9 protein-coding genes and 2 pseudogenes are annotated in these 13,532 nt (G+C 60.8%); 9 read left to right on the top strand and 2 right to left on the bottom strand.

Features of this window, described 5'->3' with window-relative positions:
- The 7 genes from nadC to QAZ47_RS07130 all read left to right on the top strand — a co-directional run bounded on the left by nadC (position 1) and on the right by QAZ47_RS07130 (position 7,855).
- Positions 1 to 882, top strand: a complete 882-nt coding sequence (gene nadC, locus QAZ47_RS07160) for a carboxylating nicotinate-nucleotide diphosphorylase (RefSeq protein ID WP_063169252.1) — start codon at positions 1 to 3, stop codon at positions 880 to 882.
- A gap of 174 nt (positions 883 to 1,056) precedes the next feature.
- Entirely contained in the window at positions 1,057 to 2,025 is a 969-nt protein-coding gene (gene bioB, locus QAZ47_RS07155; protein WP_224570943.1) for a biotin synthase BioB, read from the top strand.
- Positions 2,022 to 3,161: an 8-amino-7-oxononanoate synthase gene (locus QAZ47_RS07150; RefSeq protein WP_024505572.1), complete on the top strand. Its 1,140-nt coding sequence runs from the start codon at positions 2,022 to 2,024 to the stop codon at positions 3,159 to 3,161. Before bioB ends, QAZ47_RS07150 begins: the two co-directional genes overlap by 4 nt.
- On the top strand, positions 3,158 to 3,793 hold the full coding sequence (gene bioD / locus QAZ47_RS07145) for a dethiobiotin synthase (RefSeq protein WP_063169254.1): 636 nt from the start codon (positions 3,158 to 3,160) through the stop codon (positions 3,791 to 3,793). The genes QAZ47_RS07150 and bioD overlap by 4 nt, the downstream gene beginning before the upstream one ends.
- Positions 3,793 to 5,058, top strand: coding sequence for an adenosylmethionine--8-amino-7-oxononanoate transaminase (locus QAZ47_RS07140; RefSeq protein WP_063169255.1), 1,266 nt, complete (start codon positions 3,793 to 3,795; stop codon positions 5,056 to 5,058). The genes bioD and QAZ47_RS07140 overlap by 1 nt, the downstream gene beginning before the upstream one ends.
- On the top strand, positions 5,055 to 6,038 hold the full coding sequence (locus QAZ47_RS07135) for a beta-ketoacyl-ACP synthase III (RefSeq protein ID WP_063169256.1): 984 nt from the start codon (positions 5,055 to 5,057) through the stop codon (positions 6,036 to 6,038). Before QAZ47_RS07140 ends, QAZ47_RS07135 begins: the two co-directional genes overlap by 4 nt.
- Before the next feature lie 173 nt (positions 6,039 to 6,211).
- Positions 6,212 to 7,855, top strand: a complete 1,644-nt coding sequence (locus QAZ47_RS07130; protein WP_063169257.1) for an MFS transporter — start codon at positions 6,212 to 6,214, stop codon at positions 7,853 to 7,855.
- Positions 7,856 to 8,089: 234 nt separating this feature from the next.
- Here QAZ47_RS07130 and hemN read toward each other — a convergent pair.
- Together hemN and QAZ47_RS07120 are read right to left on the bottom strand one after the other, a co-directional pair.
- Positions 8,090 to 9,416 (bottom strand): annotated as a pseudogene (gene hemN, locus QAZ47_RS07125) (oxygen-independent coproporphyrinogen III oxidase).
- Positions 9,417 to 9,880: 464 nt separating this feature from the next.
- The gene (locus QAZ47_RS07120) at positions 9,881 to 10,237 is read right to left on the bottom strand and encodes a hypothetical protein (protein WP_024505577.1); all 357 of its coding nucleotides are present in this window, start codon (positions 10,235 to 10,237) and stop codon (positions 9,881 to 9,883) included.
- A gap of 681 nt (positions 10,238 to 10,918) precedes the next feature.
- On the opposite strand from QAZ47_RS07120, the gene QAZ47_RS07115 reads away from it, so the two are divergent.
- Together QAZ47_RS07115 and QAZ47_RS07110 are read left to right on the top strand one after the other, a co-directional pair.
- The gene (locus QAZ47_RS07115; protein ID WP_063169258.1) at positions 10,919 to 12,058 is read left to right on the top strand and encodes a porin; all 1,140 of its coding nucleotides are present in this window, start codon (positions 10,919 to 10,921) and stop codon (positions 12,056 to 12,058) included.
- Between the two features lie 460 nt (positions 12,059 to 12,518).
- Positions 12,519 to 13,471: pseudogene (locus tag QAZ47_RS07110) on the top strand (IS481 family transposase).
- The last annotated feature ends 61 nt before the right edge of the window (positions 13,472 to 13,532 follow it).

Raw genomic sequence — 13,532 nt, 5'->3', positions numbered from 1 at the left:
ATGACTTCATTCTCCCCCCTCCCCGCGACCCTGATCGAACCGATTGTGCGCGTTGCGCTCCTCGAAGACCTGGGCAGATCCGGCGACCTGACCACCGATGCGGTTATCCCGTATGATTGCACTGCCACGTTGGTGCTCAAAGCGAGGCAGGCGGGCGTCGTTGCCGGGCTCGATCTGGTCTCGTATGCCTTCCTTCTCGTGGAACCGGCGATCAACATCCAGATCTGGCGCCCTGATGGCAGCGAGGTTGGGGCCGGGGAAACCATTGCAAGATTGTCCGGACCCGCACGAGGCCTGCTCACGGCCGAACGCACGGCCCTCAATTTCTTATGCCGGCTGAGCGGCATTGCCACTGCCACAGCGGCCATGGTTGAGGCCGTGCGCGGTCACAAGGCGAGGATTGTATCGACGCGAAAGACGACGCCCGGGCTGCGGGCATTGGAGAAATACGCCGTGCGCGTCGGCGGCGGTGCCAATCACCGGTTCGGCCTCGATGACGGCGTGCTCATAAAGGACAACCACATCGCGATCGCCGGCGATATGCGCACAGCAATAGAGCGGGCGCGCGCCGCAGCAGGGCATATGGTGAAGGTCGAGGTCGAGGTCGACACGCTGAAGCAGCTCGATGCAGCGCTCGCGATTGGTGTTGACGCGGTGCTGCTCGACAATATGTCGGTCGAGGATCTTGCCCGCGCGGTTTCTATAGTGGATGGCCGTACGATCACCGAGGCGTCCGGTCGGGTGATGCCGAAAACGGCGGCGGCGATTGCGGCGACCGGTGTCGATCTCATCTCCATGGGTTGGCTGACGCACAGCGCCCCGATCCTCGACATCGGCCTGGACATGCCGGACCACCAGAACATCTGCAAGCACTTGAACTGAGGATTACGGCGTGAGGAGCAACATCAGCTCGGCAGGCGTAGGAGGTGCTGGAAAGACGTGCCGCAGCTCGCCTTTAGCGAGTGCGCCCCAAAGCCAAGAAGGCGTACCGGACTAGCAAACAAAGGTTTGACGATGACGATTGGAATGAACTCGGAGTTCGACGTGAACCAGACCATGCAATCGGTCGACGGAACGCCTCCGCGATGGAACCGCAAAGAGGCCGAGGCCATCTACGGCATGCCATTCAACGATCTGCTGTTCCTGGCTCAGACGATCCACCGCCAGAACTTCGATCGAAACCGAGTGCAGCTGTCGCGGCTCCTTAGCATCAAGACCGGCGGGTGCCCCGAAGATTGCGGCTATTGCAGCCAGTCTGCGCATTACGAAACCGGTGTGAAGGCGTCGAAGCTGGTGGACGTCAAGCATGTCATCGACGAAGCGGCCAAGGCGCGTGATGGCGGCGCAACGCGCTATTGCATGGGCGCGGCGTGGCGAAGTCCCAAGGAGCGCGACATGGACGTTGTGGTCGCCATGATTGAGGGCGTCAAGGCCCTCGGCATGGAGACCTGCATGACGCTCGGCATGCTCGATCTTGAGCAAGCTGCTCGCCTGAAGCAGGCCGGTCTCGACTACTATAACCACAACATCGATACCTCTGAGCGCTACTATGGCGAGGTTATTTCAACCAGGACTTTTGCCGACCGGCTGAAAACGCTTGGGCACGTGCGCGCGGTTGGGATGAAAGTCTGCTGCGGCGGCATTGTCGGGATGGGAGAAGAAAAGACCGATCGCATCGACATGCTGGTCACGCTCGCGAACCTGCCCGAGCCGCCGGAAAGCGTGCCGATCAACATGCTTATTCCCATCGAAGGCACGCCGCTTGCCGCGGCCGACGCCATCGATCCGATCGATTTCGTCCGCATCGTTGCGCTCGCGCGGGTGATGATGCCGAAATCCTATGTAAGGCTGTCCGCCGGCAGGACGGCGATGAGCGACGAAACGCAGGCGCTGTGCTTCTTTGCCGGCGCCAATTCGATCTTTGTCGGCGACACGCTGCTGACGGCGGGAAATCCCGGCGAGGACAAGGATACCCTTCTGTTCCGGCGCCTCGGCATTGAGCCTATGGAACTCGCCACGCAATGAAGGAGGCAATTCTTGCCCGCTATGACGCAACCTTGCGGGGACTGGGGCGCAAGGACCGGTTGCGGACGCTCGCACCGCGCGCCGGGCTCGACTTCTCGTCGAACGACTATATCGGACTTGCCGCCTCCAAAAGACTGGGCGATGCGGTTTCGACGGCGATTGCGCGGGGCACGCCAGTGGGCGCCACCGGATCGCGGCTGTTGCGCGGCAATGCACCGGAACATGAGCAACTGGAGGCGGACGCAGCGGCATTTTTCGGAGCCGAGCGTGCACTGTTCTTCGGCAGCGGCTATATCGCCAACTTCGCTCTGCTGACGGCCCTGCCGCAGAAAGGCGACCTGCTGGTCCTCGACGAGCTCGCTCATGCCAGCATGCATGAGGGTGCCCAGGCCGGGCGCGCTGAGTTCAAGCTGGCCGCGCACAACGACGTCGACGCTGTCGAGGACGCAATCACCCGCTGGCGCGCCGAAGGCGGCATGGGGCGGGTGTGGATCGCCTTCGAAAGCCTTTACAGCATGGATGGCGACCGTGCGCCGATGGAGAGCCTGGTCGCGCTGGCTGATCGGTACCAGGCATTCATCGTCGTCGATGAAGCGCATGCCACCGGCGTCTGGGGACCGGACGGCCGGGGACTGGCCGCCGCGTATGAAGGCCGCGACAACATCGTCACGCTCCACACATGCGGCAAGGCGCTTGGCGCATCCGGCGCGCTCGTTACCGGACCGCGAACACTGTGCGACTATCTTATCAACCGGTGCCGGCCATTCATCTATGCGACCGCACCATCGCCGCTGATGGCAGTCGCGGCACGTGAGGCGCTGACTATTCTGTCTGACGAGCCTATGCGTCGTGCTCAGTTGCACGAGCGTGTCGCTTTCGCGAGCCGGCAATTGGCCGAACGCTGCGGCGTGATGCCCAGCGGCTCGCAGATCCAGCCGCTTGTGATCGGCGATAACAGCCGCACCATGGCGGTGGCGGCAGGACTGCAGGCACGCGGCTTCGACATACGCGGCATTCGCCCGCCGACAGTGCCTGAGGGTACGTCGCGCCTGCGCATTTCGCTGACTCTCAACGTCGACGAAGCCGACATTTCCGCCATGGTCGAGGCTCTCGTCGGAGTGTTGGCCACAGCATGACCAAACGCATCGTCGTCACCGGAACAGACACTGGAATTGGCAAGACAGTGTTTTCGGCCGGACTTGCCGGGCTGCTCGACGGCTTCTACTGGAAGCCGGTGCAATCGGGCCTCAACGAGGAGACCGACAGCGAGGTCGTCGCCCGGCTTTCCGGCTTGCCCGACGGACGCGTGCTGCCCGAAGTCTATCGACTGACGATGCCGCTGTCGCCGCATCGATCAGCCGAAATCGACGGCGTCGCGATCGAGGCCGACGATCTTTCATTTCCGGTCCTGCCGACACCGCTCGTCATCGAAGGCGCCGGCGGGCTGATGGTGCCGCTCAATCGACAGACAAGGTTCATTGACATATTCGAACAATGGCGGCTGCCGGTCATACTGTGCGCCCGCACCGCGCTTGGCACCATCAATCATACGCTGTTGTCGATCGAGGCCCTGAGAGCCCGCTCCATCCCGCTCATCGGCATTGCCTTCATTGGCGAAGAGGTGGCCGATACACAAAGGACAATCGTGGAATTCGGCGGCGTGCCGCAGCTGGGCAGGCTGCCGCACCTCGGTCCGCTGACGGGTGAAACGTTGAGAGATGCAATGATTTCCGGCTTCGACCTGGCCATGATTGCCGGAGGCGACTGATGGCGGAGTCTCGAGTCTGGCATCCGTTCACGCAGCACGCGCTAGAGCCCTCGCTCCCTGAAATCGTGCTGACTGAAGGCGCCTATCTCCACAAGGCCGACGGCTTCCGCATCCTCGATGCGATTTCTTCCTGGTGGGTCGTCACCCATGGCCATCGCCACCCCCGCATCATGAAGGCCATCGAGACGACCGCCTCGAGCCTCGACCAGATCATCTTCGCGGGCTTCACCCACGAGCCGGCCGAACGGCTGGCCGAGGCGCTTGTAGGCATCGCACCCGCCGGCCTCCACCGGGTGTTCTATTCCGACAGTGGCTCGACCTCAGTCGAAGTCGCGCTGAAGATGGCGCTCGGCTATTTCCGTAACATCGGCGCGTCGCGTTCGCGCATCGCCGTCATGGAGCACAGCTATCATGGCGACACCATCGGCACGATGAGCGTCGGCGCCCGTGGCGTCTTCAACGCCGCCTATGAGCCTTTGCTGTTCGAGGTCGACACCATCCCCTTCCCGGCCGCCGGGCGCGAGCAGGAAACGCTGGATCGGTTCGAGGCCGTTAGCCGCGACCGGCGCGCAGCCGCGCTGATCGTCGAGCCGCTGGTGCTTGGCGCCGGCGGCATGCTGATGTATCCGGCCTGGGTTCTTGCCGAATTGAAGAGGATCGCCGAAGCCTCCGGCACGCTCGTGATCGCCGATGAAGTGATGACCGGCTGGGGGCGCACCGGAACCATGTTTGCCTGCGAACAGGCGTCCGTCTCGCCCGACATCTTGTGCACCTCGAAAGGTCTGACCGGTGGTACCATCCCGCTGGCCGCCACGATCGCCACCGATGCCATCTTCCACGCTCACTTTTCGGAGGATCGCAAGAAGACGTTTTTCCATTCGAGCTCCTACACCGCCAATCCGATCGCCTGCGCGGCAGCACTTGCCAATGTCGAGATCTGGCGTGACGAGCCGGTGGCCGAGCGGATCGCGGTCTTGAGCGCGAGGCAGGCCGCGGGGCTGCAACGCTTCCGGGACAATCCATATTTCACCGACTGCCGGACAACCGGCACCATCGCGGCACTCGACCTACGCACCGGCTCAGCCGGTTATCTGGCCGAGATCGGGCCAAAACTGCGCGCTTTTTTCCTTGAGCGCGGCCTGTTGGTGCGCCCGCTCGGCAATGTCCTCTATCTTCTGCCGCCCTATTGCATCACCAGCGACGAATTGGACGGGCTCTATGACGCGATAGAGGAGGCCGGCGAACGCTTCGGCTCGCGGCCATGAACCTATCGTCGCGCGTTCTCGGCTTCGGCCATCATGCGCCGACGCGCAAGGTCGAGAACCCGGAAATCGAAGACCGGCTCGGGCTTGAGCCCGGCTGGATCGAGCGGCGCACCGGAATTCGCTCGCGCTTCTGGGCAACAGACGAAGACACGCTGTCGGGCCTTGCCGCCTCTGCCGGCGACATGGCGCTGACCAATGCCGGTATCGACCGCGGCGACGTCGGTCTACTCTTGCTCGCCACGTCGACGCCCGATCACCTTCTGCCGCCAAGCGCGCCGCTGGTCGCACATCGGCTGGGGCTAGGCCGCGCCGGAGCGATCGACCTGACCGGCGCCTGCGCCGGCTTCATCTATGCGCTGATGTTCGCCGACGGGTTCACCCGCCTGCACGGCAAAGCGAGCCTTGTCATCGCCGCCAACATCCTCAGCCACCGCATCAATTTGGCCGAGCGCGCCAGCGCCGTGCTGTTTGCCGATGCCGCCGGCGCCATGGTGATCAGTCCTTGCGATGACCCGGATCGAGGCATTCTCGGCGCTTCGGTGGATTCCGACGGCTCGCGCTACGGGCTAATCCAGATTCCCGCCGGGGGAAGCAACACTCCGTTCCATGCCGACCTCGACCTCGCGCAGACACGGATGACGATCACTGACGGCCGTGAAGTATTCAGCAAGGCCGTGGAGATGATGACCGCCTGCTCGAGAGATGCGCTCACTGCTGCCCGACTGAGGCCGCAAGACCTCGATCGTTTCGTGCCGCATCAGGCCAATGCGCGCATTTTCGACGCGGTCGGCAGGAACCTCGGCATCGCTGATCACTCGATCGTCAAGACGATCGCCGAATATGGCAACTCTTCCGCCGCGACGATCCCGCTCTCATTGTCGCTGGCCCATCGGGCGCAGCCGTTTCGGCCTGGCGAGAAAGTCCTCTTGGCGGCAGCGGGTGCGGGTCTCAGCGGCGGCGCGCTTGTGGTGGGAATTTAGCAAAGCAATGCTTGCGCACAGGACTGCTCATGAATGAGACTATGAGAATGGCTCAATACGCAAATAGTCGCCGGCAAGCTCCATAGAGCTGGGGTCCGTGCGGTGCTCCGCGATGTCTAAGTATCGACCCGCTTGCTCAAATCGCAGCGCTCATCGAAGGCCAGCAATACCTCATGCAGAGCGAAAATCCCCAACCGCCCGTTTCAAAGACGCTCGCCCCATTTCGAAACAAGGTGTTTCGCTCAATTTGGGCGGCCACCCAGATTTCCAGCCTCGGTTGGCTAGTGCAAACGGTCGCCATCAGTTGGCTTATGGCAACGATTTCAGCGTCCGACCTCATGGTGGCACTCGTCCAGGCCGCATCCACATTGCCGGTGTTCTTCCTCTCAGTTTTCGCCGGAGCCATTGCCGACAACTTCAGCCGCCGGTGGGTGATGTTTGCGGGACACTGCCTGATAGCATCGGCGTCGACGACGCTGATGATTTCTGTGGGTCTGGGATTTGTCAGTCCTTGGCTGATTCTCGGGTTAGGTTTCCTGGCCGGCTGCGGCTTTGCCTTGAATGATCCGGCTTGGCACGCTTCGGTCGGCGATATCCTTCACAAACGCGACATTCCGGCCGCAGTGACGCTTATGTCCGTCGGATACAACATTGTGCGCAGCGTTGGTCCAGCCTTGGGGGGCGTGATCCTGGCCGTCTTTGGGCCGCTGGCCGCTTTCGCCTTGGCTGCGGTGAGTGATCTGGCGCCCATAAGCGCGATATGGCGCACCAAATGGGAGGTCCGCTCTTCGCCTCTCCCTCGTGAGAGAATGACGACGGCAATTCATGACGGAGTGCGCTTTACGGCGATGTCTTTGGAGATCAGGGCAGCGACCGCCCGAGCCGCTCTTTTCGGGTTGGCAAGCATCTCCATTCTGGCGTTGCTCCCCCTCGTCGTCCGGGATCAGTTGAAGAGTGGGCCAATTGTCTACGGTATCTTATTGGCCGGCTTCGGCATGGGTGCTTTCATCGCGGGTATGGGCAACGGCTTCTTGAGGAAGGTCACGTCTCAAAACAGGCTGGTGGCCTTCGCCTCTGTGGCTTGTGCAGTCTGTTGCCTCTCCCTTGCCCTTACATCGTCGCTTCCTGTGGCGGCCATTTCGCTGGCGCTCGGCGGAGCGGGTTGGCTTATCACCTGGACGGGCATTGACGTGTCGGTGCAGTTGGCAAGCCCAAGGTGGGTTGTAGGCCGCACGCTCTCCATTTACTACGCCTTGAGCGCAGGCGGTATGGCTGCTGGCAGCTGGATCTGGGGTTCTGTCGCGCAAAACTATTCCTTGACCTCAGCATTGGAGGGCGCCGCAGGCGCTCTGTTGCTGGTTGCAGCAGCGGGGATCGTGTTGCCGGTCCGTCCCTGGGAAGAAACCGATCAAGAAAGTTCAGTTTTTCATCCGCCGGACGTGGCTCTCGATCTGAAACCCAGAAGTGGCCCTATCGTGGCCAAGGTCGAGTATTTGATATCGGAGGAAAATATCGAGGCCTTTCTGGGCTCCATGCGCACGCGGCGACACGTCCAGAGCCGTGCCGGTGCACGAAACTGGACGCTCCAGCGAAATCTGCAAACACCGTCACTTTGGACGGAGACATTCCGCACCCCCACCTGGATGGACTTTCTCCGCCTAAATCATCGACTCACCGCAGCAGATAAGGAAGTCGCCCAGCATCTCCTGTCACTGCATGAAGGAGAGGTGCCTCCGCAGACAGTGCTTTCGATTGAACGGACGACCGAGGCAATTCGTACCCGTACCTCGACAATCTTTTCTCGTCCTCCAAGATGACGCCATCAAGCTGCTGTCCAGGGACAGGGTGGATCACCGGTGCTTTGCAGAGCACAGCCTCACACCGAGAGCAGCGTGCTCCGGGTTGTGCGCTTTCGCGCGCACCCAGGCGAGATGATGGTGAACGCGGCGTCAAGTGGAAGTCCCCTGCATACGCTTGCGGAGTCTTCTGCGAGAGCCCATGCCGACGAGCGCCAAACAAGGTCTGATGCCTTTCGGCGTCGTGGCCTCAACTCATCGATTCGCGAGAAAAGCATCGAATGCAGCAGCAACGGCGCGAACAACAAAGCGGTGCTCCGGCCGCACGCGGATGAAGCCGTTTTCGACGTCCAGGATCCCCTCCTCAGCCAGCGTCACCAAACTCTCAACTGAATCGAGAAAACGAGCTGGTTCGATTTCGTGGGCGGCACAGATGGTCGGCACGTCGGCCTCCAAATCGCACATCAGTCGCTCGATGATCGCTGCGCGCACCCGGTCATCGTCGGTCAGACGGTGACCCTTTGATGTCGCCAGACGTCCACTTGCGATGTGCCGGGCGTAAGAATCCCGTGTTACTTCGTTCTGAACATACCCCTCGCGGACTCGGCCAATAGCCGACGCGCCGAAGCCGATCACGTTTTGCAAGTATCGGCCGAGTATCCCAGCGAATTACGCCGTAGGCGCCCGGTCTTCTGGCGCTAGCGCAAGTTCGTCGTCCGGCGGAGCGAAATGATCGAGCCCGATCTCCCGGTAGCCAGCGCCAACCAGTGTCTCGGCGACAGTTGCAGCCTGTTCGGCGCGAAGATCGCCGTCCGGTAGACCTGCCTGCTCGATTAGGCGCTGATTCTTTATCACGGAAGGAATATGCGCGTATCCGAACACCGCAAGCCGGTTGGGGCGCATGGCGACCGCAGCCATCGCGGTCTGGATGCAGGACTGCACAGTCTGTTTCGGTAGACCGAAGATGAGGTCGAAGTTGATATGGCCAACGCCATGCCGGCGGAGATTTTGGACTGCAGCGGCCGTCTGCACCTTACTCTGGATCCGATTGATCGCCTTTGCACATCGGGATCAAAGCTCTGCATCCGATGCTCGCGCGGTTGACACCGTTAGCTGCCAGGGCTTCGGCCATTTCCGGTGTGAACGTTCGGGGATCGATCTCCACGGCGATCGCAGCAGTTTTGCTGAAAGCGAAGTGGCGGCGTAGAAATTCCATCAGCGCCAAGTGCTCGGCTGGCCCGATAAGGTGAGGCGTTCCGCCGCCGAAATGCACATCGCTCACCGGCAGCCCTTGCCGCACTTGCTCCGACACCAAACTGATCTCCTGACGCAGCACCGCTAAATAATTAAGGATCGGGCCGTTGCGACGGATGACCGCGGTAGGGAAGCCGCAATACCAGCACATGGATCGGCAAAACGGAATGTGGAAATAGAGCGACACCGATTCGTCGGCCGGGAGGCCCCCCAGCCATTCCTCATAATCGTCAGCACCAACTGCCGCAGAGAAGTCTGGCACAGTCGGATAGATGGTATACCAAGGCGGCCGGGGGTCCCGGTACTTTGTCAGGATTGAGGTGTGCAAGGAGCTGTCATCCCACGTCGCTCATCCATCATTCTTTCGTTGCGCGCTCGTCCTGGTCTCTGACCTAAGTCAGTGCGTCCCGCTTATGTCGCAGTCTCGTTTGGACAGGATGGGGTCAACCACGCCGGGGAGCGCGCGTGCCATGGTTGCGCCTGAGGTGATGGTGCGGTGCCGCATTCAACGTCTGAGTACGTGACGCCAGTGCAGTGTGCTTGAGGCGTCTGCGGAAGAACTTTGCAATGCGAAATTCATGTCCGACGCAACGGACCTGTCAAGCCTCGTTCAGACGCCATCCAGGTCCAGCCAGCGGCCTTCCCTGCCGGCCGAAAAACCATACCGGCTTTAGCCACCGAGACGCTCTAAAGCTGACGTCGGCTCATTTGATGAAAGGAGGACGCCGCTAGGGGGTGCACAAGGTTCCCCGGCTTGACGTCGCTTCGAGCGAAGAGCGGTGTGGCTTGTCGTCAAGCGCCGGGCAGCGTGCCCCCTACCGATATCCCGAAAAGATCGACCAAGATGGCCATGCCGACGCCACACGCGGTCTGGATGAGGCCGACCATGAAAATGCGATTGGCGCGTTCGTAGATGGGGCGCCGCAAGGAACTCATGTCGAGCAGCATGGACAGCGCTCTCATCTGCAGTGCGATGCCGAGCAGGATCGGCACTACGGCGAACAGATCGTAGAGTTGCCATGGCAAGGGGTTCGCGGCCCAATGAGTGAGGAAGCCGAGGGAAAAGGCAAGCAGGATACCCACGGCAGTGATTGTGCCGTTGCGGAAAATGGTCTCGATCGGTTCTTCCTTCGGATCGTGCTCGTCCAAGCGGCTTCCTTTCGTTGCTCTTTCCGTCGAGACTAAGTTCTCGAGAATACTGTTCATCGCCAATTACTCGAGGCGAGCCGTAGGCAGCCGTTTCAGGGTGCGCTCCCTCTCGCTTCCGGCCGCGCAATGTACCTGCACGGCGAACTTACAGCGGCGAAAAGGTGCTGCGGCCACCATGCGACGCCTCGGACGTGCACGCCCTCTGTTCCTGGCGCAGCCCTTGCGGAGCGTACGCGCAGTGATCCTTCTCGGTAGCGGATGGCGCGGCCTCCGTTGCGGTCAGACGGGAAGCCGTCGCTGTTAAACGAGACTGTCACATATCGAACATGGCGAACCGTGTCGCACATTTCTTTTCGCAGTGACCCTCAAAAAAAGTGATTCCAGCGAGACGAAGGCGCGTCGGCCCGATTTTGGTGTCGGCCGCATCTACGCTTCAGGTTGGCATGTCGCTTGCTGCTCTATTCGGAGAGCTGCAGCGGTCCGACCGGAGTGTTTCACATGTAAACGATAATGAATCTCCTAGCAGAAAACACTATTATAAGTACATGTGGCTTTTACGCTGGCTCACCTCTCGTGTCAAGCGCTTTGGCGTCCACATATTGGAGACAACACGCACAAAATTTAGAGGAAAAGCTTGCTCTTTCGCCTCTATCCTTTTTATTCCTTCATGGAGATCTAGACATGTACATCAAGAGTCCTCTTCTCGGCTTAACTGCTCTGATGACCATTTCCGTCGGTCGAGCAGCTGGCGCCGAGCGGGAACCGGCCGAGTACATCAAGATCTGCGACGTCCTCGGCTCGGGATATTCCTATATTCCCAACACCGAGACCTGCCTGCGCATCGGCGGCTATGTCCGTTACGATATCGGCCTGGGTGACGTCCGATCGTATGACAGCGCAAGAACCTCGGACGTGAGAACTGGCGAGGACCAAGGCACTTGGCGAAACAGCACACGCTTCACGTTCAAAACTTGGACCGGCCAGCAGACCGAGCTCGGCGCGTTGACGACCTATACCGAAACCCAGGTGAATTTTGGCAACAGCGCTAACTCGCATGACAGTCCTCAGAACTATGATTTCAACAGCGGCCTCGCACTGGCTTCTGCCTGGGTCGAGCTGGGAGGCCTGCGAGTTGGCAAGGAGGGGTCGGCCTTCGATACGTTTGCAAGCTACGCTGGCAACGTTCTCGATAGTATGCTCGTTCCGTCGGCCGGCTTCGACACCAACGTGGCTCAGTACCACTTCGACGCCGGCAACGGCATTTCGACTGTGATTTCGCTCGAACAAGGATCGGGCTCAGCCGGTACTATCGACAGCTATATTCCGCACGTTGTCGCCGGCTTGAAATACACGCAAGGCTGGGGCTCGATCATCGGCGTCGCGGCTTATGACAGCAATTACGAAGCTTTTGCCGGCAAGATCCGCGTCGACGTCGCTGTCACAAACCAGCTGTCGCTGTTTGGACTCTTCGGCTACGGTTCCAATGCCAGTCTCAACGAGGACTCAAACGGCGCAATTGCCAATCATGGGCGCGGCTCGTACAAAATCTGGAACGGCCAGTGGGCTTTCTGGGCGGGCGCCACCTACGAGTTTGACGAGAAAACTTCGTTCAACCTTCAGGTCTCGGGTGATCAGCTCAAGGATGCTGGTGTGGCTGCAAACGTCGCCTACATGGTCGTTCCCGGCTTCACGGTCACAGCCGAGGTCGATTACGACCACTACGGCAACTCTGGCCTCGGCCCTGCCGAGCCTACCGCCGTCAAGGGCACGAGCAAGCCGAACAGCGTCGGCGGCATTCTCCGCTTACAAGGCTCATTTTGAAATCTCTCCAGTCGCGAGCATGGCAAAGGCACTTGCCTCGACAACGCACGCATGGAGAGCTTCGTTCGCCATCTTGAAGTCTGCATCGACCGTCCACGGCCCATCGTACCAACTAGAAACTGAAAGTTATGAGCCCTGTGTACTACACCTAGCCCTTGACCTGCCCGATGAACCGGCCAGGGGCCGTCAGTTCAAATTCGGGGCCGTTTAGAGGGCAGTGTGAGGCCGTGTTAGGTAAGCGCCACTGCAATGTCGAGGCCGCGACACGCCTGTCGCTTTGGACGGCTGGAATTGCCCTTCGCGGCGCCATTCATTCTCTCAACATTTACGTGATAATGCACGCTGAGTCCGAGCCGCGTGGCAGCACCCATCCTAGGTGTGAGCTTTCGAGAGGTTGTCCATTCGGACCGGACCGAGGAGACTGGAGTTACCACGCTTCAGCATCCATCGGAGGGTCCGAATGAACATCCACAAGAATGCCCGTCTCACACCGCTGCGTCGAGAGGAGATGGCGTTATCGGTGATAGAAGGCGCTTTTTCCAAAGCCCATGCGGCGCGCGTCTATGGCGTGTCGGCCAAGATCGTGGCGCGCTGGGTCGAGCGCTATAAGACCAAAGGGCGGGCCGGCATGGTCGACCGCTCGTCGCGGCCCACCGTCATGCCGAGCCTGACCGAACAGTCCGTGGCCGAGCGCATCGCAGCCTTGCGTCGCCAGCGGCTGACCGGCAAGCACATCGCCCATGAGGTCGGCGTCTCGCCCGCCACCGTCAGCCGGGTTCTCAAGCGTGCCGGGCTGTCGCGGCTCAGGGATATCGAGCCGGCCGAACCGGTCCGGCGCTACGAGCGGGAGCATCCCGGCGAGATGATCCATATCGACATCAAGAAGCTCGGCCGCTTCAGCCAAGTCGGCCATCGTATCACCGGCGATCCGCAAAGGGCAAGTCGCGCGGCGCCGGCTGGGAGTTCGTCCATGTCTGCATCGACGACGCGTCCCGCATCGCCTTCTCGCAAATCCTGCCCGACGAGAAAAAGGAGTGCGCCATCGCCTTCCTCAAGGCCGCGGTCGCCTATTACGCCAGCCTCGGCGTCACGATAGCCCGCGTCATGACCGACAACGGCTCCTGCTACAGATCAAAGGCCTTCGCCAAGGCCTGCCGCGATCTCGGCCTCAAGCACGTCACGACAAGACCCTATACGCCCAAGACCAATGGCAAGGCCGAGCGCTTCATCCAGACAGCACTGCGCGAATGGGCCTACGCCATTGCCTATCCGACATCCGATCATCGTGCCGCCGAACTGCCTGTCTGGCTGCACAGATACAATTGGCATCGTCCACATGGCAGCCTAAAGTCAAAAACGCCTATCAGTCGCCTCGCCCTGATCGAGGACAACCTGTTGAAGCTCCACACCTAGGTCACTATCGGGGGGCCTTAAACCTGAACAGCTCCATCGTCGCGGCTGCTGCGGAAGCAGG

Source organism: Mesorhizobium sp. WSM4904, assembly GCF_029674545.1.
In the GTDB taxonomy this organism is placed as follows: Bacteria; Pseudomonadota; Alphaproteobacteria; order Rhizobiales; family Rhizobiaceae; genus Mesorhizobium.
This window is presented reverse-complemented; position numbering and strand designations above follow the sequence as displayed.

Bases quoted from the DNA above. Each gene is read 5' to 3' on its own strand.
- bioB (WP_224570943.1), top strand. From the start codon at position 1,057: ATGCAATCGGTCGACGGAACGCCTCCGCGATGGAACCGCAAAGAGGCC.
- QAZ47_RS07130 (WP_063169257.1), top strand. From the start codon at position 6,212: ATGCAGAGCGAAAATCCCCAACCGCCCGTTTCAAAGACGCTCGCCCCA.
- bioD (WP_063169254.1), top strand. From the start codon at position 3,158: ATGACCAAACGCATCGTCGTCACCGGAACAGACACTGGAATTGGCAAG.
- QAZ47_RS07115 (WP_063169258.1), top strand. From the start codon at position 10,919: ATGTACATCAAGAGTCCTCTTCTCGGCTTAACTGCTCTGATGACCATT.
- nadC (WP_063169252.1), top strand. From the start codon at position 1: ATGACTTCATTCTCCCCCCTCCCCGCGACCCTGATCGAACCGATTGTG.
- QAZ47_RS07150 (WP_024505572.1), top strand. From the start codon at position 2,022: ATGAAGGAGGCAATTCTTGCCCGCTATGACGCAACCTTGCGGGGACTG.
- QAZ47_RS07135 (WP_063169256.1), top strand. From the start codon at position 5,055: ATGAACCTATCGTCGCGCGTTCTCGGCTTCGGCCATCATGCGCCGACG.
- QAZ47_RS07140 (WP_063169255.1), top strand. From the start codon at position 3,793: ATGGCGGAGTCTCGAGTCTGGCATCCGTTCACGCAGCACGCGCTAGAG.